The following is a 25,132-nucleotide window of genomic DNA, read 5'->3' as shown; positions in this document are numbered from 1 at the left end:
CGCAATCAGATCAACGACTTAGCTGAGGCTTGGCTGGGGCGCCAGGATTCGAACCTGGGAATGGCGGTACCAAAAACCGCTGCCTTACCACTTGGCGACGCCCCATCGGCTTCAAGCCGCCGGATCTCTAGACGGGCCGGACGGGACTGGCAACTGGGTTGGAGGCCTCCGCCGCGAACCGACGCGCCTTCGTGAAAGGATCGCTTGGGCTCCCGCTGTCGGCCGAGCATGCTCGGTGCCCCTGCACCGGAACGATGCGACCGCTTATCTTGCGGCTCGATGGCAGGAGCGGGACGACCGAGGAATGGCAATGGATGATCGGGTGGCGGTCGTGACCGGGGCAGGCTCCGGCATCGGGCGGGCGGTGGCGCTGGGATTGGCGCAGGCCGGGTGGCAGCTGGTGCTGGCCGGACGACGGGGCGAGGCGCTGGAGCGGGTCGCGGCGGAACTGCCGGGCACGGTGTTACGTGTGCCGACCGACGTGTCCGATCCACGCGCCGTCGAGGCTCTGTTCGCCGCGGTGGGCGAGCGCTTCGGGCGGCTCGATCTGCTGTTCAACAATGCCGGGATCTTCACCCCCGCCGCGACGGTGGACGAGATCGCGGTCGAGGATTGGCTTGCCAGCGTCAACGTCAACCTCACCGGTGCCTTCCTCTGCACCCGGGCCGCCTTCGGGATGATGCGCAAGCAGGAGCCCAGGGGAGGGCGCATCATCAACAACGGCTCGATCGCGGCCCATGCGCCACGGCCGATGTCGGCGCCCTACAGCGCCACCAAACACGCCATCACCGGCCTCACCCGTGCCACCGCGCTGGACGGGCGCCCCTTCGACATCGCCTGCGGGCAGATCGATGTCGGCAATGCCGAGACCGAGATGACCCAAAGCTTCGGGCAGGGCGCGCGGCAGGCCGACGGTTCGATCCGGCCCGAGCCCTACATGGAAGCGACGCATGTCGCCGAGGCCGTCGTCTACATGGCCGGGCTGCCGCTCTCGGCCAACGTGCTGTTCATGACCGTGATGGCGACCGGCATGCCCTTCGTCGGGCGGGGGTAGGGGGCGGCTTTGCGTAGGCGGCGCGGAACGCGTAGAGAGCGGAACACCGCCCGGTCCCCCTTCGAGACGAGCGGCCGACCGCCCCGCGGCGGCCGGTGCCCGCCATGCTGATGCAAACAGACACCAAATCCGCCGACGCCAAATCCACCGACGCGAAGGCCGATCCGGTCGCGCGGCGGCGCACCTTCGCGATCATCTCGCACCCGGATGCGGGCAAGACCACACTCACGGAAAAGCTGCTGCTGTTCGGCGGCGCGATTCAGCTCGCGGGCGAGGTCAAGGCCAAGCGCAACCGCGTCTCGACCCGCTCGGACTGGATGGGCATCGAGAAGGAGCGCGGCATCTCGGTCGTCACCTCGGTGATGACCTTCGAGTACGGCGACTGCGTCTTCAACCTGCTCGACACGCCGGGCCACGAGGACTTCTCGGAGGACACCTACCGCACCCTGACGGCGGTCGATTCCGCCGTGATGGTGATCGACGCCGCCAAGGGCATCGAGGCCAGAACGCGAAAGCTGTTCGAGGTGTGCCGGCTGCGCGACATCCCGATCGTCACCTTCGTGAACAAGCTCGACCGCGAGGCGCGCGACCCGTTCGAGACGCTCGACGAGATCGAGAAGACGCTGGCCCTCGACGTGGCGCCCGTGACCTGGCCGATCGGGCTCGGGCGCAACTTCGCCGGCACCTACGAACTCGGCGGCAACCGCGTGCGCCGGCTCGACGCGGCGGACGATGCCGGCACGATCCCCGTCACGGGCTTCGGCGACCCGCTCTTCGACACGCTGCTGACGGAGAATGGCGCGGCCGATGCGTGGCGCGAGGAGGTGGAGCTCGCCGAGGGCGGCCTCAAGACCTTCGATCTGGAAGCTTTTCGCGAGGGGCACCTGACCCCGGTCTTCTTCGGCTCGGCCTTGCGCAATTTCGGTGTGCGCGACCTCATCGACGGGCTCGCCCGCTTCGCGCCGCCCCCGCGCGGCCAGGAGGCGGACAAGCGCGCGGTGCAGCCGTCCGAGCCGAAGATGACCGGCTTCGTGTTCAAGATCCAGGCGAACATGGATCCGAACCACCGCGACCGCATCGCCTTCATGCGGGTCTGCTCAGGCCAGCTCCGGCGCGGGATGAAGGCCAAGCTGGTGCGAACGGGCAAGCCGATGTCGCTCTCGGCGCCGCAATTCTTCTTCGCCCAGGATCGGGCCATCGCCGACGAGGCCTATGCCGGCGACGTGGTCGGCATCCCCAACCACGGGACGCTGCGCATCGGCGACACGCTGACCGAGGGCGAGGAAATCGTTTTCCGGGGCGTGCCGAGCTTCGCCCCCGAGATCATGCGGCGGATCAAGCTCACCGATGCGATGAAGGCCAAGAAGCTCCGGGAAGCGCTCCAGCAGATGGGCGAGGAGGGCGTCGTGCAGGTCTTCATCCCACAGGACGGCTCGCCCGCCATCGTCGGCGTGGTCGGCGCGCTCCAGCTCGACGTGCTGAAGGAGCGGCTCCAGGCCGAATACGGCCTGCCGATCGACTACGAGCCCACCCGCTTCTCCGTCTGCCGCTGGATCGAGGCGGAATCGGACCTCGAGATCGATCGTTTCGTGAACGCCCACGGCTCGGCCATGGCAAGCGACCTCGACGGCGCGCCGGTCTTCATGGCCACCACTGCCTTCTCGCTTCGGTATGAGGAGGAGCGGTGGGAGAAAATCCGCTTCACCGACGTGAAGGATTACCAGAAGCGGGCAGCCTGAGAGGCCCCTCCCGGCCCGCCATCCCGCTCTCTCCCTCATCTTGAGGTGCTGCAGAGCGGCCTCGAAGATCCTCCAGTTCCCGTGCGATCTCTGGAAGATCCTTCGAGGCCTCCGCTGCGCTTCAACACCTCAGGATGAGGGAGGGGGTTGGGCAACTCGTCGTGTCAAAGCGCTCGGTGCGGAAGACAGACCGGCCTTCGAGCCAGCTCAATCGTAGTCGAAATCGAGTGAGCGCTCGAAGGCGATGGCGCTCATCTCGCGCCCCTTCGGGTCGGCGACGGAGATGTCGCGAAAGCCGCGGCCGGCCAGCTCCCAGGTCTTCTCCAGCGCCTGCTCATCCGTACCGCAGGCGAAGGCCAGCGTGCGGCCGGCGGGGTCCGTGCCGGTTACCTTGTACATGGCCGCGCTCCTGTCCGAGCCGTGAAGTATAGGCTCGGTGCCGTCCGAGAGAAGAGGTTGTTTGAGCAGGGCGATTCAGCGCGTCGCCTCAGCCGAGCAGCGCCGCCTTGTCCACGTCGAGCGCCCGGGCCAGATCGTCGAGCACCGCATGCTCGCTCTCGGTGATCCCGCCCTTGTCGGCCACATCCGCCGCGATCAGGAACACGTGTTGGCGCTGCTCCAGGGGACGGTCGGCGATGGCCGCCGCATGCTGGCTGTTCTCCAGGCGCCCGGCACGCAGCTCCGCGCGGGCGAGCGCTTCGAACAGCGCCTGTTCCAGGGTCAGCGTGTCGTAGGATTTCTGAAGGATCGGGTTGGCCCGCATGCTGACGAGGGCCGCCTCGATCTCCTCGTCATCGGTGTCGCCGTCGGCGACGATCACGTTGGCCGCGGCGGAGACCGCCGCCTGCATGAAAACGGAATCGCCGGCGTAGGACATCACCACCCGGTTGAAACGGACGAGGGCGTCCTGAAAAAACCCCATCTTGCACTCCCCGAGGCGCCCTGTGCGGCCGCCGGATGGTTCCAACGCAGGCAGCATACCGTCAAGATAGCAAGCTTGACGGATCCCTCACAGTTCCGCCGAGCGCCGCGACAGTTCCGCCCGCAGGTGGCGCGCCGCCTCGATCAGGGCCGCGTCCCGGCGCTGGCGCGGCCGGGGGAGGGCGAGGGTGACGTCCGCCGCGATCCGGCCGGGGCTGCCGGCCAGCACCACGACCCGGTCGGCGAGGTAGACCGCCTCGTCGATGTCGTGGGTCACGAACAGCACCGTCTTGCCCGTCTGCGCCTTGATGCCCTGGATCTCGTCCTGAAGGCCCTCGCGGGTGAAGCTGTCCAGCGCCGAGAACGGCTCGTCCATCAACAGCACCTCGGGCTCGACCGCGAGTGCGCGGGCGATGGCGATGCGCTGGCGCTGCCCGCCGGAGAGCTGGTGCGGCCAGCGGCCGGCGAGGTCGGACAGCCCGACGAGCTTGAGCATCGCCGCCGCCCGCTCGCGGCGCGCGGGCTTCGACAGGCCGTGCCGCTCCAGGCCGAAGGCGACGTTGTCGATCACCCGCCGCCAGGGCAGCAGCCGCGCGTCCTGGAACACCAGCGCCATCGGCGTGCGGGTATTCTGGGGATCGGTACCGAGATGGACCGTACCGCCGCTGGGTTTAGCCAGATCGATCAGCACGCGCAGGAGCGTCGATTTGCCGACGCCCGACTCGCCGACGATGACGAGGAACTGCCCACGCGGCACCGCCAGATCGAGGGCCGACAGGATCTCGGTGCGCCGTCCGTCGCGCTCATAGGCGAGGCTCAAGCCCCGGATATCGATGATGGGGCCACTCATGCGCGCCACCGCAGCAACCAGCCCTGCAAGGCGACGAAGCCGGTATCGAACAGGCCGTACAGCCCGGCCATGGTGAGCATGTAGACCACGACGATGTCGGTGGAGAGGAGCGAGGAGGCCTGCATCATCCGCGCGCCGATGCCGGGCACCCCGAAGATCTCGGCAGCGACCACCGCCATCCAGGCCTGACCCAGCGCCGTACGCAGGCCGACGAGGATACCCGGCGTGGCGGCGGGCAGGAGGATCTTGGTGAGCCGCGCGAGCGGCCCGCGAAAGCCGAAGGCCTGGGCCACCTCGATCAGGTCACGGTCGACGCCGCGCACCGCGCCTTGGGTGGCAAAGAACACGATCCAGAACACGCCGATGGCGATGATGAACACAGCCGCCGAGGGTTGGACGCCGAACCAGATGATGGCGAAGGGCACCCAAGCGAGACCGGGAATGGGCCGCAACAACCGCACGATCCCCGCGGTCAAGCTGTCGAACCAGGCGAACATGCCCGTGGCCAATCCGAGGGCGACGCCCGCGAGCGCGCCCGCGCCGAGCCCGACCATGTAGTGGCTCAGGCTCTCGACGACCGCCGTCGGCCAGGCGCCATTGGAGATCTCCCGAGCGAAGGCCGCCGGGATGGAGGAGGGCGGCGGCAGGAAGGCCGGGTTGATAAGGTCGAGCCGGGGTGCGGCCTCCCACAGGGCGAGGAAGGCGGCAAGCCCGACGACTGCCAGGGCGGCCGAGCGGAACGAGGTCATGGCGTCGGGATCGAGAAAATCAGGGCTTCTTGACCGCGTCGAACGGCTTGGCGTCGAACAGGCCGTCGATGGGCGCCTCCCGGTCGAGAGTGCCGATCGAGACCTGATAGGCCTGCATCGTCTTCGTCGCCTCGATGATCGTGCGCGGGTCGGCGACGAACTTCGCGGCCGGCGAGGAGAGCGCCTTCCGGATCGTGGCCACATCCGTGATGCCCTTGCCGAGCGCCGCCTCGACCGGGGGGGCGGCGCGCGCCGGATCGGTCTTCAAGAGGTCGGTCGCCTTGACCAGCGCCGAGACGAGGCCCTCGACCGCCTTCGGATTGGCATCGGCGAACTTGCCGTAGACGGCGACCACCGTGCCCGGCTGGTCGGGGAACATCTCCCCGCCGGTAGCGATCAACGTGATCTTCGGGTTGCGGCCCTGGACGATGGTGAGCGCCGGCTCGCGAATCGAAGCGCCGTCGACGGCCCCGGCCAGCAGCGCCTGCTGGGTCGCGTCGATGCCCATGGAAACGATCTCGACATCGGTCTTATCGGCCTTCGCCACCTGCCAGAGCCAGTGCTGGAGGGTGGTGTTCGGCACCGAGCCCGGCGGCTGCGTGGCGAGCCGGGCGGGGCGGCCCTCCTTGGCCTTGAACTGCTTGAAGGCCTCGGCCTTGCTCGGAGCCGACGCGAAGTAGGGCGCGAGCTTGGGCGCTGCCACGAACACCATCTCCTCGATGGCGGTGGCGGCCACGACCCGCACGTCGATGCCCTTGGTCCGGGCGACCGCGAGCGGCGCGATGCCGGCGACGTAGACGTCGATGGTGCCGGAGGCCAGCGCCTGGATCATGTTGGGGCCCGACTCGAAGGTCGTGAAGGCAGGCGCCAGCCCGGCATCCTTGAGCCATCCCTCGCCGTTGGCGACGAAGACCGGCGCGGCACCGATCACCGGGATGACGCCGATGCGCACGGGCACGGTCTGGGCAGCGAGTGGCACGGCGAAGGCTACGGGAAGGGCGAGAAGCCCCGCGGCCAGGGCGAAGGCCTTGAACAGATTGCGCATCGATACGGGTTCCAGGCGAGCCGAACGGCGTTCCCCATGGCACAGAGGACGCCATCTTCCAATCGCGCGTCCGGGGCCGCTCCCAGCCTCGGCGACACCGGGAAGCGGCAGGCCGCACGAAGAAGCTTTGCCGGCCTGCGACGGAACGGCGCCGTTCTTCCTGCTGTTTACCCAGCCGAAAGCGGCATCCACGCCGTGGGACAGACGACAGGATACCCAACGCCATGAGCCTCCTCGGAAGCATCGTCAGCAAGATCCTCAATCCGTTCGGCTCGTCGGAGGCGAAGGCCGGCGAGTCGTCCGCCAAGCCCTCCGAGACGCAGGCCCAGCCGTCCTCCGGCGGCGGCAGCGCCCCGGCCTCCACGCCCACCAGCGGCGGAACGTCGTCGGGCGGACCGGTCGATGTCGAGGCCGTGCTCAACGACCTCGCCGCGAAGAACTCGCAGAAGCTGAACTGGCGCAGCTCGATCGTCGATCTGATGAAGCTGCTCGACCTCGATTCGAGCCTGCACGCCCGCCAGCAGCTCGCCGACGAGCTGCACTACACCGGCGACAAGAACGACTCGGCCTCGATGAACGTCTGGCTGCACAAGCAGGTCATCAAGAAGCTCGAAGAGAACGGCGGCAAGGTCCCGGCCGACCTCAAGGACTGATACGGTTTCCGCTTGATCCAAGCGGGGACCGTATCGGCAAGCCCGCGCGGCGCTTGAGGAGGGTACCCACCGCGCCAGCGCGATGGGTACCCGCCGAAGCCCAAATCCGCCATCCCGAAGGGATCAAGCGGATTTGGTCTGAGAGCGGGGAAGGAGAGGGCAAAGAGGTACAGGCGCGGCGCAGGAAATCTGGTGCGCGAGCCCCCCGCCGCGGCGGCAACATAAAGACGGTTTGCGGTCCGGTGTCTGGCCAAAGCATCGGTATCTTCGGCCGGTCTCCTCCGTCACAGGTGCGGATCATCCGCTGCCGTAAGGCGACCCTCGGCTATCGCGGCGCGGAACAGCGCGTAATCCGCTGCATTGCGGTCACCGTAGGCTTGCGCCCAATCGGCGAAGGCTTCACGCAGGTCGGCGCGCCCATCGTGACCGAAGTAGCCCGCGATCGCCGCAGCATCCCCGGTGCGGGCATGCGCCTTCGCCAGCAGCGCCCCGTACGCGTGCGAGAAGTACATCAGCGAGCGGCCCGCCATACGATTGAGCGGGATATCGCCCTTCATATTCTTCATCTGACGCACATAGAACGGGCGGCCATCAATGCTCGTCCAGCCGAGCAGCGGGTCCCCCACGGCTTGCAGCAGGCGTTGTCCGTAGATCACGCGCTCGCCCTCGTGGCTGGCGTAGGGCTCGGGCATGCCGCGAAGATACGGTGCGCTCGCCGGTCGCACCGCCTCCTTGACTTGGAGGAACAGCGCATCTTGATCCGAATTTCCGCACAGCAAGGCGACATAGGCCCGCGTGCCGACGCTGCCGACGCCGACCACCCGGTGCGCGACATCGACGACGTGGTAGCGGCTCAGCATGAACCGGCGCTCGCGCGGCAGCGTCTCGGCGTAGCGTTCCAGGCCGGCCGTGATGCTCTGGCGTGTCGCCTCATCGACGCGGGTGAGGATCGGCGGCTCCTCGCGGAAGCGCCAGCCACCATCCGTGCGCCGCTCGCCGACCCGATCGAGCAGGCTCTTGTTGTTCTTGCGTCTGGCCTTCTCGACGGCTCGGTGCACCACAGCCTGCGACTGGGCATCGATCTCGATGCCGATGAAATCGAGATCATCGGCGCGCGCGGCCTGCTGCCAGACGTCCAGCGATCCACGCGGAGCGAGATCGTCCATGGTGTGCTGGTAGCCCGCGGCGGCGCTTTGCACCGCTTGACGCCGTTCGGCCACGGGCACGGCGGCGTCCCGCGCCGCGACCTCGATACTCGCGCACAGCCGTTTCAGATCCCATTCCCACGGTCCGACCGTGACCTCATCGAAATCGTTGAGATCGAGCACGACCTCGCCCTGCGGCGAACCGAACAGGCCGAAATTCGAGATGTGGGCGTCACCGTTCATCACGACATCGATCGCACCGCGCGGTCCCTGAGCCAGATCCCAGGCCATGACCTGCGCCGCCCCGCGCAAGAAGGCGAACGGCGAGGAGGCCATGCGGGCGACCCGCAGCGGGATGAGGTGTTCCTGCCGGCCGGCATGCGCCCCTTCGATGAGCGAGACCGGGTCGGGTCGATCCGCGTCGGCGCTCAGGATGGCATGATCGGCGTGGGGAAGGTCGCGTCGCAGCGTCTTGCCCGCGGCTCGACGCTTGTCCCACGGCTCGACTCCGGTGCGCAGGTCGATGTGCGGGAAGTCGGCCAGCGGCTCCAGAACGACCTCTTCAGCAGCCTCGATGATCGCGGCCTGCTCGCCCGATCCTGATGCCGTGACGTCGTGATCCATCGCGCGTTCCGTCGTCAGATACGTCCGCGATGAGCCGCGGTCACTCCGCTTACGGCTTCAAGCCGTCGCCCCGCAACACGACCGAACGGACCGACTCCTCCTGCATCCGCCTCGAAAACTTCAGCAGCCCTCGGCCGGGCAATCGCGCGCGTGTGCCCATCCGTCGGGGATTGCTGGCGGACGGGTGAGCTTCAGGATGCCCGATATCGAGCGGCGGAAAACGCGGCCGTCGGCGGGTCGCCGCCCGAACCGTGGTGTCGGCAAGGGGCGCCGCGCGGCGCGGGCGTGCCGCTCCAACGGGCGCGGATCTTGCGGAGGCGCGACCGACCGGCGCGGGCAAGGCTCGCGCCGGCGGGTCAGACAACACGTCGGACCGGAGGCGCCCGGAGATCCGGGCAGGGTCACTCGTCGAACCCCAGCATCTTCCGGCCGCCACAAGGAAACCGGTATGGCTTACCTCGCGCCCTCCGAATTCGTGACCAAGATGGTCGATGCCGGAGAATCCAAGATCTTCATGGCGACCCGCGACACCGTGATTCGCGCCTACATGGCGGGCGCGATCCTGGCGCTTGCCGCGGTCTTCGCCGTCACCATCACCCAGCAGACCGGAATCCCGATCCTCGGCGCCGCCCTGTTCCCGGTCGGCTTCTGCATGCTCTACCTGCTGGGCTTCGATCTTCTGACCGGCGTCTTCGTGCTCGCCCCGCTGGCGCTCCTCGACGGACGTCCGGGCGTGACCTGGGGCGGGGTGCTGCGCAACTGGGGCCTCGTCTTCCTCGGCAACTTCCTGGGCGCGCTCACCGTGGCCTTCATGATGGCCTTCGTGTTCACCTTCGGGTTCACCGCGCCGGCCGACAAGGTCGGCGAGTTCATCGCCCATGTCGGCGAGCGCCGCACCCTCGGCTATGCGGCTCACGGCGTCGGCGGCTGGTTCACGATCTTCATTCGCGGCATGCTGTGCAACTGGATGGTCTCGACCGGCGTCGTCGGCGCGATGATCTCGACCACGGTGAGCGGCAAGGTCATCGCCATGTGGATGCCCATCATGGTGTTCTTCTACATGACCTTCGAGCATTCGGTCGTGAACATGTTCCTGTTCCCGTTCGGCCTGATGATGGGTGGCAACTTCTCGATCGGGGATTACTTCTTCTGGAACGAGATCCCGACCGTGCTGGGCAACCTCGTCGGCGGCCTCGCCTTCACGGGGCTCACCCTCTACACCACCCACGTCCGCACCGCGCCGAAGCGCGCCGTCCAGGGCGAGGCGCGCCGCCTCGCCGCCTGATCCGCGCTTGACCCGACGGGGACCCGCGCCGCAAGGGCACGGGTCCCCTCGCACGCGGCCGTCCCCATGACGAACGACCTGAAGCTCACGCTCGGCCAGCACAGCGAGGCGGGCCGCAAACCCTCCAACCAGGATTTTCATGGGGCGCTGGTCCCCGGGCAGCCGGCTCTGGGGCTCAAGGGCGCGGCCATCGCCATCGCGGACGGGATCGGCAGCAGCGCGGTCAGCCACGTCGCCAGCGAGACCGCGGTCAAGAGCTTCCTCACCGACTACTACGACACTCCCGACACTTGGTCGGTGAAGAGCGCGGCGCAGCGCGTGATCGCGGCGGCCAATTCCTGGCTCCACGCCGAGACGCGGCGCAGCCGGCATGAGCCCGACCGCGGCTACGTCACCACCTTCAGCGCTCTCATCCTCAAGGGCCGCACCGCCCACCTCTTCCATGTCGGTGACGGGCGGATCTGCCGGGTCGCGGGCCGCTCCTTGGAGCAATTGACCGAGGATCACCGCCTCGTCCTGTCGGCGGAGGAATCGTATCTCGGCCGGGCGCTGGGCGCGGGCGCACGCGTGGAGATCGACCATGCCAGTGTGCCGACCGAGCCCGGCGACGTCTTCCTCCTGACGACCGACGGCGTGCACGAGCATGTCGATCCAGAGACGATCGCCGGCCTGATCGCACGGCATGCTGCCGATCTCGACATTGCTGCCCAGAAAATCGTCAGACATGCCTACGAAGCCGGCAGTGCCGACAATCTCACCGCACAGATCGTGCGCATCGAGGCAGCACCTGAGGACGGACCGGCCGATCTTACGGGCCGCGTCGCGGATCTGGCGCCCGCGCCCCTGCTCGATCCGCCGACCGACTTCGACGGCTACCGGGTGGTGCGCACGCTCCACGCGAGCCACCGCAGCCACGTCTACCTCGCACGGGATTCCGAGAGCGGCGAGCCCGTCGCCCTCAAGCTGCCCTCGACGGACGCGCGCGACGACCCCGCGCAGCTGCGCCGGCTCGTCATGGAAGAGTGGATCGCCCGGCGCATCGACAACCCCCACGTGCTGAAGGCCCAGCCGCAGGCGCGGCGGCGCAGCTACCTCTACACGGCGATGGAGTATGTCGAGGGGCGCACGCTGGCACAGTGGATGCGCGACAATCCCGCGCCGGACCTGGAGACCGTGCGCGGTCTCGTCGAGCAGATCGCGCGGGGCCTGCAGGCCTTCCACCGGCGCGAGATGGTGCACCAGGATCTGCGGCCTCAGAACGTCCTGATCGATGCCGCCGGCACCGCGCGGATCATCGATTTCGGCGCGACGCGCGTGGCGGGCGTGGCCGAGCTCGCCCCCGAGGAACCGGTGCTCGGCACCCAGCAGTACAGCGCGCCCGAATACCTCGCCGGCCATCCCGGCACGCAAGCGGCGGACGTGTTCTCCCTCGGGATCATCGCCTACCAGATGCTAACCGGCCAGTTGCCCTACGGCGCGGCGGCCGCGCGGGCATCGACCGAGGCGCGGGCGCGGCGCCTGCGCTACGTCCCGCTCTCGGCCGTACGGCCGGGCCTACCGGTCTGGGTCGACGGCGCCCTGCGCAAGGCCGTCCACCCGAACCCGGCGCTGCGCTACGAGGCGCTCTCGGCCTTCACCTACGACCTGCGCCACCCCAACCCTTCGCTCGCCGGAATGCGCCGGTCGGCTTTGCTGGAGCGCAATCCGGTCCTGTTCTGGAAGCTCGTCTCGCTGGGGCTCGCGCTCGCGCTCCTCGCCCTGCTGGCGACGTGGTCGCGCACCTGAACGCGAACGTGGAGTCAGGTTTCGAGAGGACAAGTTCTTTCACGGGTCCAGGGCAGGGCCTCGAATGAAGAGACCCGGGACACTGCCCCGGCTCAACTCGGGGTCGTAGGTGCCGCCGAGCCAGGCGCGCGTGGAATTGTTCGATGACATCGAACGCTTCCACAACCCGGCGCGGCGCCACTCGATCTTGGGCTACATCAGCCCTGTCGAGTTCGAGAATCGAGTCCAATGGGCTTAGGAAGGTGTCCACCAAACCGGCAGCAGGCCAACTCAACGCGTTCCTCAGCGAGACAATTGGCCAAAGCCGGGCTGGGGGCCCCTCAGGCCGCTCTGACGAGATCGAGGAATCGAGTGACTTCGGAAGTGAGCTTCGCGGACCGCTTGGACAATTCGGATACCGATCCAATGACTTGCGACACGGTCGTTTCGCTCTGGACCGCCCCGGTCGCTACGCTACTGATGTTCGCACTGACGCTGCTCGTGTTCGACGCCGCCTTGGAAATGTTCCCGGCGATGTCGTTGGTCGCCGCGCCCTGCTGCTCGACGGCGGCGGCTATGGAAGTCGCCACATCCGCGATGGCCTGAATCCGCCTCGAAATGTTCTGGATCGCCGCCACGGTGTCACCGGTCACGGCCTGGATGCTGCCGATCTGCGTGGTGATGTTCTCGGTAGCTCTGGCCGTCTGGCTCGCCAGGGCCTTCACCTCCGAGGCGACCACCGCGAAGCCGCGTCCGGCCTCGCCCGCGCGGGCAGCCTCGATCGTCGCGTTCAGGGCCAGGAGGTTGGTCTGGCTGGCGATCGTCGAGATCATACTCACCATGTCGCCGATGCGGAGGGTGGCGGCCTTGAGCTCGTCGACGAGCGCGACGGTTTGTGCCGCTTCCAGAACCGCCGCGCTCGTCATGGACGTGGAGCCCTCGACCTGTCGGGCGATTTCCACGATCGACGCACCGAGTTCCTCCGTGGCGGAGGCCACCACCATGACATTGTCCCGCACTTCGATCGCCGAACCGGCCGCCGTGGCCGACAGGCTCGATGTCGATTCGATCGAGTGCGCCATGATCGCGGCTCCGTCGCTGAGGAGTTCCGTCGACGTGGCGATATCCTGGGCGATCTTTCCGACGTTGCTCTGGAAGTTGTCGGCGAGGGCTGACAGCTCCCGGCGCCGCTCGGCTGCGGCGAGAACTTGGCCGATGTCATCCGCCTGGGCAATGCTGTAGGCGGTTCCTTCGTGGACGATCACGAAGACATGGATGTCGACGCCGAAGGAAATTCCGTCTTCCCTGATGAATTCCACCGCCGCTTTATGCCATCCTTTTGCCTGCAGCCCGGCCACGACTTCCGTGACGACGTCCATCTTCTTGCGCCCGTTCGGCTGCTCCAGGTGGAAGAGCGAGGAAACATGCCGACCGATGAGCGCATCGGCGGATGTAACCCCCATCGCTTTCACGAAAGCATCGTTCGCAAAGAAGATGTTATTCTGATCCTTTTCGAGATCGACCATGAAAACAGGCATCGGAAGAGCCTTCATGGCGGACGAAGCGAAGTCGTATCCAAGCAGATCGCTTGAAGATTTCTTAACTTTTCTGCCGCCAAATTTCATGGATGCCACATCCTTAATGTGCCGATAAATTTCTTAATAAGACAGATAGAATTAACAAATAATTGCACGGTGACGTGCTTGTATCTGTCATTTATGCGTTCTCGCTTACTGAATGCTTGGTCCCACCGAGGTCGAAGCGCGCTACTTCGCTCAGGCCGAGGTACAAGCCTTGGCCGCCCGATCCGAGCCGAATAGCCTTCCGGGAAACCCATAGCGATTCAAGCCCGGCAAATGGGGTCCACTCCCACCGCGTGCAGATCCCCCGCGAGGACGGATCAAAGCTCTCCGCCCGCCACCGCAATGGTCTGACCTGTCATGGCGGCGGCCGAGTGACTGCAGAGCCAAGCCACCGCACAGGCGACCTCGTTGGGCGGGACGAGGCGGCCCTGGGGGTTGTGACGGACGAGGGAGGCCAGCGCCGCGTCCCCTCGGAACCCATCAGCGCCTCGCCTTCGACCTCTTGCTCTACACCGGCCTGCGCTGCGGCGATGCCGTGCGCCTTGGGCGCCCGCACGTCCGTGGTGGCAACCTTAAGTCCGGACGGAGAAGACGGGCATGGTGTGGTGGCCGCGCCGATCCTGCCGGCGCTGGCTGCATCGATCGCTGCGGCGCCGACGGGTGAATTGACCTTCATCGCAACTGAGCGCGACAGGCCCTTCACCAAGGAATCGTTCGGCACGTGGTTCGGCAAGGTCTGCCGTACAGCCGGCTGCCCCGGATCAGCGCATGGTCTTCGCAAGGCCGGAGCTCGCCGCGCGGCCGAGGACGGAACCACGGAAGCGCAGCTCAACGCGCTGTTTGGATGAGCCGATGGAAGCCGGGAAAGCGCGATCTACACGCGCACTGCCAACCGGGCGAAGCTCGCCCGTCAGGCAGGAAAAATCCCGCACCCTTCGACAAGGTACGGGATCAAAACTTAGAAGACCAGGGATCTCAACAACGTGGAGATCAAATGGTGCCCAGGAAAGGATTGCCCACTTTCCTCGCAAACATGAGCAAAAACAAAAACTTAGACTGCGCGCTTCGGCTTAGTTTGTACCACCGTCCTGTGCCACCGTCGAGGCATAATTCTTCTCTCTCTAGAACAGCAGGTCATCCACGGACGCCTATCTCAAGATGCAACGGCTAAGTGCGGTAAACGGCACCGATCAGTCCTCACGGGAAGCAGGCGAAGGCATATCATCGAGCCCTAATCCTGGTGATGGAGTCGTGGCAGCGGCTTTTCGTGTTTCAGTCGCAAGAGTGTCGAGGATGGCTTGCGCCCTCCGGGTAATGGTAATGGTCGGCCCTGCCGCGGTCGGACTGCCTGCCTCGAACGGTGGCTTGGGCGCATATTCGGCTACGAGTTGCGCCGTCCGCGCGTAGTCCTCACTACGCAGGCGGGCTGCGAGCGCCAGGGCGAAATCGAGCCCTGCCGAGACGCCGGCGGCGGTCACCCGGTTGCCGTCGAAGACGACTCGATCATCGACTGGGATTGCCCCGAGGAGCGGGAGGACCGTGTCACGTACACACCAGTGCGAAGTCGCGCGATAGCCTCTCAAGAGCCCAGCTGCTCCGAGGATGAGCGATCCGGTACAGACACTTGTCACCCAGCGCGCCCGGTTGGCCCGATCCCGCAGAAAGGCCAGGGTGGCGGCGTCGCGCATTTGCGCGGCTGTGCCATCGCCGCCCGGCACGAAGAGCACATCCAGATCGGTGGGACAGTCGGCGAAGCTCGCCGTGGCAATCAGGCTAAGGCCGGTGTCGCTCGAGACGGGTCCGACCGCCTGAGCAACGAGGTGGAGGGTGTCCGGCGCAAGTCCCGCCAACAGCCCTTGTGGGCCGATCACACCGGGATGGACGACCTTTGATCCGCCGTGGCCACAGGGAGATGTTCGCCAGGCGTTCGCAGATGCCCGCTTGGCTCATGAGATCGTCCTCCTGAACGCACCGGAGCGGTGTCTGAGGTGTGAGGGCGTCTCATCTCGGGTGCACAGCCAATACACCCGCACCCTGTCGGATCTGCCAGTTGCGGGCCGACGCGTCGTCGTCACGATCAGCGGCCGCCGGTTTCGGTCCATCGGAATGGTACTCCGCAGAGCTGGAGGCGGCGGGGAAGACTCTGGCGGACGACTTCTCTTACGAGGTCCACCACCTCAGGGCCCGTGCAGGCGACTGAGAGATGTTCCTCGGGAATGGCGGTCAGGCGGCTTGAAAGTGCAACACGGCGCAAGCCCATGAGAGTTAGCCCGACAGCGGCACCATTCGCCTTTGCCATTCGCTTGAAGAATTGGCTCTTGAGGCGCCACCGATAATTGCTCAAGATGCATCACCAGCACTGCTGAGGATCGCGCCTATGCCTGTGCCGAAGCCTGCGCCAGGGTTGTCGGGAGTGCTTATCGTGCTTGATGATACGCTCTATAAAGGTGACCTTGACCTTCTCGATAGATATCTCAGTTTCTCGGCCGAGATTGTGCGCCTCTCCCTTGCTGGCTTTGCAGGTGCAGGTCTGGCCGTGAGCTGGTTCCTGAAAGACGGGAAGCTCCAATTGGCGTCGGCGCCGAAGCCGTTCGTCGGAGCCATAGTTTTCGGGTTGGTATTTCTCGCTCTTGCCACCGCCCTTGCACTCGCCCACCGTTATGTGGCGTCCGGTGGCATCTATCACCACCTACGCGCCATCAAACACTTAGTCCTTCTCAAAGAGCATGAGTGGGACGAAGGTACAGCCAACAGCATAAGAGCCACAGTCACTGCAGATGAGCAATATCGGAACACTCAGATCCGGATGTCTGCCTGCATTTTGCTCGTAGCCGCTGGGTGCCTAACCTTTGCGGTCTTCTCCGCGCTCTTCGGCATTGTTGTTCTACTAACCGCTTAGGCACTGTAGCCCAAGGGCCGGAAGCCACCGCCCTGCCTGACATCAAGCTGGCGACGTTGGGCACGGCTGTGCTGGCTGGCTTGGCGCTCAGCCTCCTGCCGTCCTCATGAGACGGAACGACAGGCCACCCACCCGGGTCACGCGTCCGGCTGGAGGGAGACCCCCGGCACCACAACGGGGGAAACTCTAATATGCCCCGCGTAGGGATACCTCTCGCGTGTGTGACCTTCTGGGCTGTCGGTTCAACGCGCCGCATCAAGCCCACATTGGCGCGCAGCGGACCTGTGAACCCTGCGCAGAGAGGGTCCTAGTCGGCTGCGGGCCTCCTGGGCAGGACTTACAGATCGAGCGTCAGTCCAACGCGCGCGATACACATCGAGCGTCAGGCCTGCAATCGCCCTCCTGAGCCGCTGGTTCTCCGTCTCTAGGTCCTTCATGCGCCGAACCTGATCGGTCTTCAGCCCGCCGAACTCACGGCGCCAGCGGTAGTAGATAACCTCGCTCACACCGATCGCCCGAATTGCCTCCGCCACGCTCGTACCTTGACCGATCAGCACGTCGGCTTGGCGCAGCTTCGCGACAATCTCCTCAGGCTTGGGTCGCTTCCTCGACATCGATCCGTTCTCCTGGCTCGAAAGCCATACTGAAGTGCAAACGGTCAGGCCGGACGAATTCACTTCGCCGACACTATCGACAACCGAGAAGCTATTGGTCAGGTTGTATTTCTGAGCCCAACGTTCTGATCGGAGTCTGCACCGTGTCCATTATCTCGGAGCTCGTTAATGTCGGCTGGGAACCCAACGCTTCGCAGTGGAAGGGCCCAACTATAGACACGAGAGATGATTACGATCTCGCTGTAATCGAGTTCGATGATCAAGGATGGTACCAAAAGTCAAACGCGCAGAATGAACTAGCAAAATATCTAGAGAAGAGCAGAGAAAAAAAATTAACCATCATCGCATTCATTCATGGCTGGCGTCACAATGCAGCCGAGACTGATGAAAACCTCAAGGCGTTTCGCGAATTGCTACAAGATGCAGTCGATATAGAAGGTTATGCGAAGCCGGACCGACGCGTGTTCGGCGTCTATTTAGCATGGCGCGGCCTGAGCCTGCGCGGAATCGCGAGTTACGGCACTTTCTGGACGCGCAAAGACGCCGCGTTCCGCGTGGCGGTCGGCTCGGTGCGCGAGGTGCTAGCGTCGCTCAGGCGCCACCAGCGCGACTATAACAAGCCTCTCACCGAGGATGCCGTCGAGTCTGGAGACGGCACCCGCCTCGTGCTGGCCGGCCACTCGTTCGGGGGCCTCATTCTGTTCTCGGCCGTCGCAGAGTTCCTCATCGATAGCGTCGTCCGGCCCAAGAAGAAGGTGGTCCGCCCTTTCGGCGACCTCGTCATCCTTGTAAACCCGGCCTTCGAGGCGACGCGCTTTCAGCCATTAGCAACCGCCATCCGCTCGCGTGGCGATTTCCCGGCTGGCCAGCGCGTCTGCTTCATGGCGGTCACGGCCGAGAACGACGAGGCGACCCGCATTGCCTTCCCACTCGGCCGGTGGTGCGGTTCGCGATTCGAGGCCATCAGGCGGGAAGTATACCCAGAGGTGCCTCCGGATGCGCAGCAAGTGCTATATCCCAAATTGCCTCCGGACGCGCAGAGAGAGGCAAACCTCAGGACGGTCGGGCACCTCCCCTGGTTGACTACGCACGAGCTGACGGCGCCGACCGGAACGAACGCGAAGCTCTTGAAGGCCATCGAAAGGGGATGGCGGCCCTCGACCGCCGAGGAGGACGCTGCATTCGACGCGTTCAACAAGAGCTGCCGCACGAACGGGGCGCTGCCGATTGGCTGGCGTCGCGACTACACCTCGGGGGCCAGTCTGCGGCACGTCGCCGGCCATCCAGATAACCCCTTCTGGGTGGTCAGGGCCTCGCGCGAGGTCATCGACGGGCACAACGGGATCTTCCGGCCTATCTTCCTCAATTTCCTGCGCCAGCTCTGCGACGACCGGGTAAGGCGGAAGCTGCCCGATACGCACTGGCCCGACATCTGAGCTGGAATCGCGAGGGCGGTCAGACACCGTTCGCGCGCACGCGTTCCGAACGGCATGCAGCCGGCCCCTACTTGTCCCTTGAGGAAAGATATCAGGATAGGAATGTCTATGTCACAGCCGTGACAGAGTCCATCGATGGGATTGTTTCGATTCGACTGCTGTTGCGGCAGGACGGAGATCTTATGATCGCGACGGCGCGACAGGAAGCGCCGTAGTGGACGGCGTCCCGCGGATGCCGGCAACCATGCTCAAGCTAAGAGGCATTTATACGCACGTCGTCATGGATGTAGAGGGGGCGGTGTCTTCACACCCGCTCCAAGATCACCATCGAGCCAATCACGACATTCGCGCGCGAGATACCTGAAGGGCGGTGAGGGCACCTCAAGTGGAGCGAAGTCCTCTATAAGCGAACGGTGCAGCTTCGGACTAATCTTGGACAACGAGTTTCGTCACTAGATGACTCTCCGTCGCTCTTCCCAAGACTTGCCGCGCCTGGTTCGGCGAGGCCTAGTTTTTGCTCTAAGCTCCGCCCGCCGCCACTAGCGTCCGCTTCTACACCACGGCCATCCAAGCGTTCGGTTCGCCCCTCTCGCTGCCACCTCGTAGGCTACGCCTCTTAGGATCTCACATGCCTTCATTGGAGCCAAGCCAGGGCCGCAGAGGAGCCTAGCAAACCTCGCAGCAACCGTACTCTTTAACCAGAATGCAGTCGTGCGGGCCGTCGCGGTGACCTTCTAGCCAAAAGCAGAACCAATCGTCAGGCTTGAAGCGTCTGCGATCCGCCGAATTCATTAGAGAGGTACGCATAGTAATCGCCAGTCTTGGTGCCGAAGGCGTCACTCGTTGACGTTCCCCTGACAAGTTTCATGGCTCCTCCTACTCCCATCAGGTGCGCAGCCGCGAGAAGCCCAACGATGCGGGGAAGCGATGATCCTGCTTTCAGACCACCTAATTTGAGGAGATGCTTGTAGTGCATTTTTGTGTATGCATGCATAGCCTCATTTTGAGCGGCCCAGTTGGAAAGCCAATCGTCTCGACTGTTAACGCCGTTTTTCCCGGTCCATGAGGTTGAGCTGAGTAAACTTGAGTTTTTCGTTCGACCTGGTTTGACATACCCAGTGTCAATTAGGGCAAGTGCCCCGAACTGCCATCGCCCACAAAACCCAAGCTTGTTTACAACCTCATACCTGTTGTTTGACTCACGAACGCCAAGCGTGTGACAGTACTTCTTCCAATCTGCACCACTCAGAGGAGGGAAGCCATTGCCGAGGTCATCAATGTGGGTGCCACCTATAAGAGTGCCCCCTTGCACTTCCTTCTCGGCAGCTTCCGTGACGCCGCTCCAGTCTATCCAGCGCACCGCTGCGATCCTGCTTGCCGGATAACTACTCTCCTGTACGCAGTTGTTTTGGTTCCCCCCAAAAAGGACGACTTGCTTTCCGTTCCGCCTCGCGAAGAACGATACGTGTCCGGAGCGGTCGCTACCCTCGACCGGCGAAAGCACGACGACCGCACCGGGAGGGAGAGCTTCTGACCCAATCGACAACGGCCGCCCCCAAGTTTTCCAAGCAGCGGCTTGAGCGTTGTTTCGGGCAATAACACTGGCCGCGACTATCGAGTTGCCACAGTTTTTCATGCAAAAAGTCACGAATGCCGCGCACCAGGGATCCTTCGCTGAAGTAGCATGAAATGTAGTCGACTGAAAATATTGCATTACACGTGCTGCATCGTTGATTTCATCGACGCCTTCCTCTGCCTTGGCGGCGGTGAACCAAGGCGCCTCACCTACAACGGGAACTAGCGGAAGATCTTCAGGAGTATAATCATGCAAAAGTATTGCAGCGAGCTTCAACGCTGCGTCGAATCTCTCCTCTATTAGCGTGAGTAGAGCGGATACCGTGCTGACGCCAGAAACGTTCAAGAACTCCGGATATCTCGCTTTAAGTGCGTCGATATCTCCGCCGGCTCCGGCGATCACGGCATCGATAGCTGTTGCGCCGCCTACGTGCTTGAGAGCGTTGACGCCTGCCTGTGGCCCGATAAGGCGTACAATGAAGAGGTCTATGCTATTCGGGATATACGGTCCGCTCCCTTTTCCCTGCTCGGTGAGCGCATCGCTGATAATTTTGGTATTCTGGATGGTAGAGAATGCTTCAGCATCCGCCTGAGCCAGCGGGTCAAGCCGATCTCCCGGAAAAAATTCATCCTTGTTGTTGCCCTGTGCTAAAAAAGTCGACCATTCAATTTCATTGATCTTGAAGGGATTAAACGATCGGTCCCAAGGCTGACCGCCCTGCGGAACGGCAGTTACACGGTTGACCACCAAGGCGAGCGCGATGAGGTAATCTCTATTAATCCCTAGCTCAAGCGCCCCGCCAGCGCCCTCATTTATAATTCGAGCAACTAAAGTGCAGTATTTCAGGAATGACCAAATATTGAAATCCTTCCTTTCGGCTTTATCTGACACGACGTCGGAAGCGAGCACATCTCCTTCTATTGGCGCTGGAGCAAGCGGAAAGTGAGCTTTCACGCGGATCCAGTCGCCGTCCGGGTCCGAAAATCGGCGCAGTTCCTCAAGAGGAATGTTGAAACCGATGAACTTAACACGGACTGGTGGTGTCGCTTGCCGATCCCACAACGGACCGGCCGATCTCATTTTCAGCATCTTGGCCTCGCCGCATTAGTTGATTGGTTTATAGCGAAACTAGCGGGGCGGAGTGAGGACGCCAAGCCGGAATGCAGGCGTGACTTGCAGTTCGAGACCTGGCGGGTCCGTCAGTCCGGGCATGACCTTGCGGACAGCAGCGATCTTCGCGCGGGTTGCTTTATTCAGCTCGCCGCTTTCTGGAGCGGCGCCTCCAGCAGACCACCGATTTAGCTCCTTTTGAAACATTAAGATATCCTGAGAGGTGCGAAACACAGTGCGCTCGTAGAAATTTTGATGTGGTAACCTGCACGATTCTTTCAGTTCCGGGATTTTATTTTGCTGTAGGATGACTCGCAGATCTCGTCGGCTGATTTCGCCCGATGGATTCTTAGATCCAAGCGCCTCTTGCAGAATTCTTATTCCCTGGCGGGTCTGTTGATCGAAAGCGCCACTCGGATGCACGCAGATCAGCTGTTGAATCCGAACGAGGTCCTCGGTTTCGTGCGCACGTTCAGCTGAAGTGTTTGCCCCCGGAGGACGCACCCTTGGCCCCGCTGTTCTGGGCAGCGAACTTGCTGCCCGGAACGGCGCTGCTGGCGTGCCCAAGGCCGCTGTAGATACTAGAGGGTTTCTCCGCGCAAGAGCAGCCGGTCCGCCCCGCTCGAATGCAGTAATGGCGGTATTTATCTCAGTTTCTATTGTAAACGGCATACAAATACGCAAGTACTGCCTCAGTGCGTGAACTGCATCGGGCCGGCTTCTTATACTTCTGCCCCTCATGCTGATCCGGAATTCTGTTTGTCGGCTTAACACTACAGTCTGGACGGTTGAATGATTGAGTTCCGTCAGAAGTCGGGAGTTAAAGTTCGTAAACGTCTTAGCAGCGAACCCGAATGCAAGGCCCGCGATCGTAATTGGATTCGCGCCGATGCCTGACAACCGCATTATGCCTAGAGTAGCTGCACCAGTGTCCGCGATTTGCTGCAAAACGGGTTCTGCCGAACGACGGCGGTCGTCCAGCCATGCAAGATAGGAGTCACATCGGCGGTCGATGTCATTCATTCCGGCCTGGAAAAAAGTTGTCCACGCCGCCGAATCAGACAGAGTACAGACTCCACCAGCACCCAGATCAGCCTGCTGGCAGATGTAGCTAACGTACAGGCCCTCATAATGAGTCGCTTCAGGGAGGCCAGCTGAATACAGGTCGCTGCCGATTCCCTCACGGAGGAAGGTACTATCCGTGCGACTGCACGCTGCAAGATGCAGCATCAGGCAACCGCATATAGCAAGCCGTGCCCCTACGAGCATACTGCCTCCGACCATTGCCGCAAGAGAATCTGTATTTTTTTGTTTATGGAAGCATTCATTCGCGCATTTAACAATTCGGTCGTTCGGGTAGCGAGCCAAAATTTTTTCGAATTGGCCGGGTTGTTGCAAATCTGCCGCGGAGAGCTGATTCCGACGAGAGCGGGCCCGTTAGTTTGTTTAACCAGGCTGCAGGAAGAACTTTTGATCTAAGTTAGGAGTTTTGCTGCGCTTTGAATTGACCTGACCGGCTGGCTTTGGACCGGGCTGATTGAGAGGATCAGCGAGGACCGAAGGAGTCGGACATGCGGCGAGGACAGAAGTCGAGCACAGGGCAGGTCGTGCTGAAGCTGCGCCAGATCGAGGTGCAGACGGCCGAGGGCAAGAGTTTGGCGCTGACGTGCAAGGAGGCGGAGATCTCCGAGCAGAACTATTACCGCTGGCGCAAGGAGTAAGGCAGCCTGCAGGTCGACCAAGCCAGGAAGATGAAGGATCTTGAGCGCGAGAACGCTTGGTTGCGCCGGCTTGTGGCTGACCTGTCCCTGGAGAAGCAGGTGCTGGCGGACGTCGCCTTGGGAAACTTGTTCCGTATTTGGGGTTCCTCGGTCAAATTCCCTGTGTGCGCATCCCTATCCAGCGCGTGAACGGTCCTGCAGAGTTCTTGCTTTTCTCCGAGGTCGGCGCGTGCCGCCTCATGATGGGATCAGAGGGAGTGGGCGGAGCTATTCTCAAGCCGCGCGCTCGGCAAAACCGGCGCTCGAGTTTCCTCGGTCTCACCCGCTCCCGTCGTTCCCGCAGGGACCTCCTCCACGCCGGAGGAGCTCGATGTTAAGTGGTGGCGTCGGTGGGCCTCAGGCCGCTGTCGTGGCCGCGGCCGACCAGCGGAAGTCCGTCCCGTTGCGCCACATGCGATGCAACATGATCGCCAGCTTGCGGGCAACGGCCACGAGGGCATTCTGCATGCCCCGGCGCTTGGCGACGGCCAGCCCCTACACCTTCAGGCTGGACCACCGGCCGCGCGTGCCGGTCAGCAGCACGAGCGCGGCCTCGTAGAGCGCGGCGCGCATCATCCGGTCCCCGCACTTCGAGATCCGCCCAACCCGCATCGTCTCGCCGGACTGGTAGAGCCGCGGCATCAGGCCGTAATGCGCCCCGACGCACTGCGAGCGCCCCAACCGCGCCGGGTTGTCGACGCAGGTGCGGTAGGTCAGCGCCACGACCGGCCCGACCCCGGGCGCGGTCATCAGCCGCCGGCAGACTGGGTCGGTGCGGACCTGCTCCAGCAGCATCCTGTGCAGCTTGGCCAGCTGGGTCCGCGGCGCCGAGCGCGCCTCCAGCAGCGGTAGGACCACGGCAGCGACGAAGGGTAGGTCGAGCACGAGGTCGCGAACGCGCTGCTCGAAGCCCACCGCTCCGACGACGCCGACCTTGAGGCCGAAGTTGCGCAGCTGGCCGCGCAGGTCGCTCTCGATGTCGTAGGCCTTGCGCTGCAGGAGCTTGCGCGAGGTCAGGAGCAGGCGGCGCTGCTGGCTGGCCGGCGTCTTGACGTGGACAGGTTTGAACAACCCGACCCGCATCATCTGCGCGATGCCCAGGGCGTCGTTGCGGTCGGTCTTATTGATGCGCGCCGAGAGGGCGGCGTGCATGTGACGGGTCTCGACGCAGACCGCCGGCAGCCCGACCTCGACCAGGCCGGCGTAGAGCCATGGCGACAGCGGTCCCGCCTCGAGGCCGACCCGCGCGTAGGCATGGCCGCGATCGATCAGATGCCGGCCGATCACCTCGGGGTGACTCTCGGCGGTGGCGCGGTGAACGACCTTGCCATGGAGATCGACGACGCAGATCGCCGTCTCCTTCACGGAGACATCGAGGCCGACGTGGTGCTGCTGGTCCATGGTGGTACTCCGAGGTTGGATCGAAGCGCCATCATGCCGCCGCTGCCACCGCGCCGGGCACCCCGAATACCCCATCTAGCCCCCGAGCGACGCCGGCAGGCAGTGGACGGGATCCGGGAGAAGTATGGTCTCTCAGAGCGTCACGCCTGCCGGATCGTCGGTCAGCACCGCGGCACGCAACGCTACGTGCCCACCGTGCCGGCCGACGAGGATGCGCTGACCCGCGCCATCGTTGCTCTGGCGTCCGGTACGGGCGCTATGGCTACCGCGGCGTCACCGCGCTGCTGCGGGCAGCGGGCTGGCAGGTGGGCAAGGACCGGGTTCAGCGTATCTGGCGTCGCGAGGGGCTGAAGGTCCCCAGCCGACAGAGACCCCGCAGCCGCCTCTGGCTGAACGACGGCTCGTGCGTGCGGCTGCGTCCGCTTCACCGTAACCACGTCTGGAGCTTCGACTTCGTGCAGGCCCAGACGCACGATGGGCGGAGCCTGCGCATCCTGACGCTGATCGACGAGCACAGCCAGGCCTGCCTCGCGCTGAAGGTGGCGCGGCGCATCAACAGCCTTGGCGTGATCGAGGCGTTGGCCGACGCGATGTGCTTGCACGGCATCCCGGAGCACATCCGCTGCGACAACGGCCCTGAGATGATCTCGAAGGCACTGCGCAAATGGGTCGCCAAAACCGGCTCACAAATCCAATACATCACCCCGGGCTCGCCGTGGGAGAACGGGTACTGTGAGAGCTTCAACGGTAAGGTGCGCGATGAGTGCCTGAGGCAGGAGATCTTGGCCTGCCCCCATTCGGTGGCCCAGGTTCGAAGTTAGTGCATCGTCGGTCGCGTGACGATGGCGGGGTGAGCGAGCGGCCCTGAGCCGCTCGGTTCGGTTGGCCAGATGACGACCTCGGGCGCAGGCGACTGATAGCCGA

19 protein-coding genes, 1 tRNA gene and 6 pseudogenes are annotated in these 25,132 nt (G+C 64.1%); 12 read left to right on the top strand and 14 right to left on the bottom strand.

What is annotated here, in order from left to right:
- Nucleotides 1-30: 30 nt before the first annotated feature.
- Nucleotides 31-105 (bottom strand) — tRNA-Gln (locus tag MKK50_RS14405).
- Between the two features lie 199 nt (nt 106-304).
- Here MKK50_RS14405 and MKK50_RS14400 point away from each other — a divergent pair.
- Nucleotides 305-1,054 carry an SDR family oxidoreductase gene (locus MKK50_RS14400; protein WP_499023220.1) on the top strand — a complete coding sequence of 250 codons (750 nt, stop codon included), beginning with the start codon at nt 305-307 and terminating at the stop codon, nt 1,052-1,054.
- Between the two features lie 104 nt (nt 1,055-1,158).
- Nucleotides 1,159-2,793, top strand: a complete 1,635-nt coding sequence (locus tag MKK50_RS14395; protein WP_499023219.1) for a peptide chain release factor 3 — start codon at nt 1,159-1,161, stop codon at nt 2,791-2,793.
- Nucleotides 2,794-3,000: 207 nt separating this feature from the next.
- Here MKK50_RS14395 and MKK50_RS14390 read toward each other — a convergent pair whose 3' ends face one another.
- The 5 genes from MKK50_RS14390 to MKK50_RS14370 form a co-directional block, all read right to left on the bottom strand.
- Nucleotides 3,001-3,192: a hypothetical protein gene (locus tag MKK50_RS14390; protein WP_056114714.1), complete on the bottom strand. Its 192-nt coding sequence runs from the start codon at nt 3,190-3,192 to the stop codon at nt 3,001-3,003.
- A gap of 88 nt (nt 3,193-3,280) precedes the next feature.
- Nucleotides 3,281-3,715: a tellurite resistance TerB family protein gene (locus MKK50_RS14385; RefSeq protein WP_253369289.1), complete on the bottom strand. Its 435-nt coding sequence runs from the start codon at nt 3,713-3,715 to the stop codon at nt 3,281-3,283.
- Nucleotides 3,716-3,802: 87 nt separating this feature from the next.
- The gene (locus MKK50_RS14380; protein ID WP_499023217.1) at nt 3,803-4,564 is read right to left on the bottom strand and encodes an ABC transporter ATP-binding protein; all 762 of its coding nucleotides are present in this window, start codon (nt 4,562-4,564) and stop codon (nt 3,803-3,805) included.
- A complete protein-coding gene (locus MKK50_RS14375) occupies nt 4,561-5,313 on the bottom strand; it encodes an ABC transporter permease (RefSeq protein WP_253369292.1) in 753 nt (250 codons plus the stop codon). Before MKK50_RS14375 ends, MKK50_RS14380 begins: the two co-directional genes overlap by 4 nt.
- Before the next feature lie 19 nt (nt 5,314-5,332).
- On the bottom strand, nt 5,333-6,358 hold the full coding sequence (locus MKK50_RS14370) for an ABC transporter substrate-binding protein (protein WP_499023215.1): 1,026 nt from the start codon (nt 6,356-6,358) through the stop codon (nt 5,333-5,335).
- A gap of 224 nt (nt 6,359-6,582) precedes the next feature.
- On the opposite strand from MKK50_RS14370, the gene MKK50_RS14365 reads away from it, so the two are divergent.
- Nucleotides 6,583-7,011, top strand: a complete 429-nt coding sequence (locus tag MKK50_RS14365; protein WP_253369295.1) for a DUF3597 domain-containing protein — start codon at nt 6,583-6,585, stop codon at nt 7,009-7,011.
- 284 nt (nt 7,012-7,295) lie between these two features.
- Here MKK50_RS14365 and MKK50_RS14360 read toward each other — a convergent pair whose 3' ends face one another.
- A complete protein-coding gene (locus tag MKK50_RS14360) occupies nt 7,296-8,492 on the bottom strand; it encodes a DUF2252 domain-containing protein (RefSeq protein ID WP_499023213.1) in 1,197 nt (398 codons plus the stop codon).
- Here MKK50_RS14360 and MKK50_RS14355 point away from each other — a divergent pair.
- The 3 genes from MKK50_RS14355 (at nt 8,382) to MKK50_RS14345 (ending at nt 11,850) form a co-directional block, all read left to right on the top strand.
- Complete coding sequence (locus MKK50_RS14355; RefSeq protein WP_499023355.1) at nt 8,382-8,759, top strand: hypothetical protein; 378 nt, start codon at nt 8,382-8,384, stop codon at nt 8,757-8,759. The genes MKK50_RS14360 and MKK50_RS14355 overlap by 111 nt on opposite strands.
- 469 nt (nt 8,760-9,228) lie before the next feature.
- Nucleotides 9,229-10,065, top strand: coding sequence for a formate/nitrite transporter family protein (locus MKK50_RS14350; RefSeq protein ID WP_253369299.1), 837 nt, complete (start codon nt 9,229-9,231; stop codon nt 10,063-10,065).
- Nucleotides 10,066-10,131: 66 nt separating this feature from the next.
- The gene (locus MKK50_RS14345; protein ID WP_499023211.1) at nt 10,132-11,850 is read left to right on the top strand and encodes a bifunctional protein-serine/threonine kinase/phosphatase; all 1,719 of its coding nucleotides are present in this window, start codon (nt 10,132-10,134) and stop codon (nt 11,848-11,850) included.
- A 320-nt stretch (nt 11,851-12,170) separates the two neighbouring features.
- On the opposite strand, the gene MKK50_RS14340 is transcribed toward MKK50_RS14345, so the two are convergent.
- Together MKK50_RS14340 and MKK50_RS14335 are read right to left on the bottom strand one after the other, a co-directional pair.
- Nucleotides 12,171-13,454 carry a methyl-accepting chemotaxis protein gene (locus MKK50_RS14340; RefSeq protein WP_499023209.1) on the bottom strand — a complete coding sequence of 428 codons (1,284 nt, stop codon included), beginning with the start codon at nt 13,452-13,454 and terminating at the stop codon, nt 12,171-12,173.
- 275 nt (nt 13,455-13,729) lie between these two features.
- Nucleotides 13,730-13,879 (bottom strand): annotated as a pseudogene (locus tag MKK50_RS14335) (SDR family oxidoreductase); the annotation flags it as partial.
- 75 nt (nt 13,880-13,954) lie between these two features.
- Between MKK50_RS14335 and MKK50_RS14330 the strand changes: the two are divergent.
- A complete protein-coding gene (locus MKK50_RS14330; RefSeq protein ID WP_499023207.1) occupies nt 13,955-14,260 on the top strand; it encodes a site-specific integrase in 306 nt (101 codons plus the stop codon).
- 342 nt (nt 14,261-14,602) lie between these two features.
- Here the strand turns inward: MKK50_RS14330 and MKK50_RS14325 are convergent, their stop codons facing one another.
- A complete protein-coding gene (locus MKK50_RS14325; RefSeq protein ID WP_499023206.1) occupies nt 14,603-15,283 on the bottom strand; it encodes a DJ-1/PfpI family protein in 681 nt (226 codons plus the stop codon).
- 97 nt (nt 15,284-15,380) lie between these two features.
- Between MKK50_RS14325 and MKK50_RS14320 the strand changes: the two are divergent.
- Both MKK50_RS14320 and MKK50_RS14315 read left to right on the top strand, forming a co-directional pair.
- Nucleotides 15,381-15,530: pseudogene (locus MKK50_RS14320) on the top strand (transposase family protein); the annotation flags it as partial.
- Between the two features lie 304 nt (nt 15,531-15,834).
- On the top strand, nt 15,835-16,311 hold the full coding sequence (locus MKK50_RS14315) for a hypothetical protein (protein WP_499023204.1): 477 nt from the start codon (nt 15,835-15,837) through the stop codon (nt 16,309-16,311).
- Nucleotides 16,312-16,685: 374 nt separating this feature from the next.
- Here MKK50_RS14315 and MKK50_RS14310 read toward each other — a convergent pair.
- Nucleotides 16,686-16,925, bottom strand: a pseudogene (locus MKK50_RS14310) (transposase); the annotation flags it as partial.
- A gap of 143 nt (nt 16,926-17,068) precedes the next feature.
- Between MKK50_RS14310 and MKK50_RS14305 the strand changes: the two are divergent.
- Nucleotides 17,069-18,361: an alpha/beta fold hydrolase gene (locus tag MKK50_RS14305; RefSeq protein ID WP_499023203.1), complete on the top strand. Its 1,293-nt coding sequence runs from the start codon at nt 17,069-17,071 to the stop codon at nt 18,359-18,361.
- A 757-nt stretch (nt 18,362-19,118) separates the two neighbouring features.
- On the opposite strand, the gene MKK50_RS14300 is transcribed toward MKK50_RS14305, so the two are convergent.
- Both MKK50_RS14300 and MKK50_RS14295 read right to left on the bottom strand, forming a co-directional pair.
- On the bottom strand, nt 19,119-21,026 hold the full coding sequence (locus MKK50_RS14300) for a TIGR02594 family protein (RefSeq protein ID WP_499023202.1): 1,908 nt from the start codon (nt 21,024-21,026) through the stop codon (nt 19,119-19,121).
- A 39-nt stretch (nt 21,027-21,065) separates the two neighbouring features.
- Nucleotides 21,066-22,445: a hypothetical protein gene (locus MKK50_RS14295; RefSeq protein ID WP_499023201.1), complete on the bottom strand. Its 1,380-nt coding sequence runs from the start codon at nt 22,443-22,445 to the stop codon at nt 21,066-21,068.
- A 173-nt stretch (nt 22,446-22,618) separates the two neighbouring features.
- On the opposite strand from MKK50_RS14295, the pseudogene MKK50_RS14290 reads away from it, so the two are divergent.
- Nucleotides 22,619-22,897: pseudogene (locus MKK50_RS14290) on the top strand (transposase); the annotation flags it as partial.
- 267 nt (nt 22,898-23,164) lie between these two features.
- On the opposite strand, the pseudogene MKK50_RS14285 reads toward MKK50_RS14290, so the two are convergent.
- Nucleotides 23,165-24,208: pseudogene (locus tag MKK50_RS14285) on the bottom strand (IS110 family RNA-guided transposase).
- 75 nt (nt 24,209-24,283) lie between these two features.
- Between MKK50_RS14285 and MKK50_RS14280 the strand changes: the two are divergent.
- Nucleotides 24,284-24,990, top strand: a pseudogene (locus MKK50_RS14280) (IS3 family transposase); the annotation flags it as partial.
- Nucleotides 24,991-25,132 lie beyond the last annotated feature (142 nt).

Origin of the sequence: Methylobacterium sp. J-043, assembly GCF_022829505.1 — a bacterium.
Classification (GTDB): domain Bacteria; phylum Pseudomonadota; class Alphaproteobacteria; order Rhizobiales; family Beijerinckiaceae; genus Methylobacterium; species Methylobacterium extorquens_A.
Note: the sequence above shows the minus strand (reverse complement) of the source record. Positions and strands in the feature narration are given on the sequence as shown.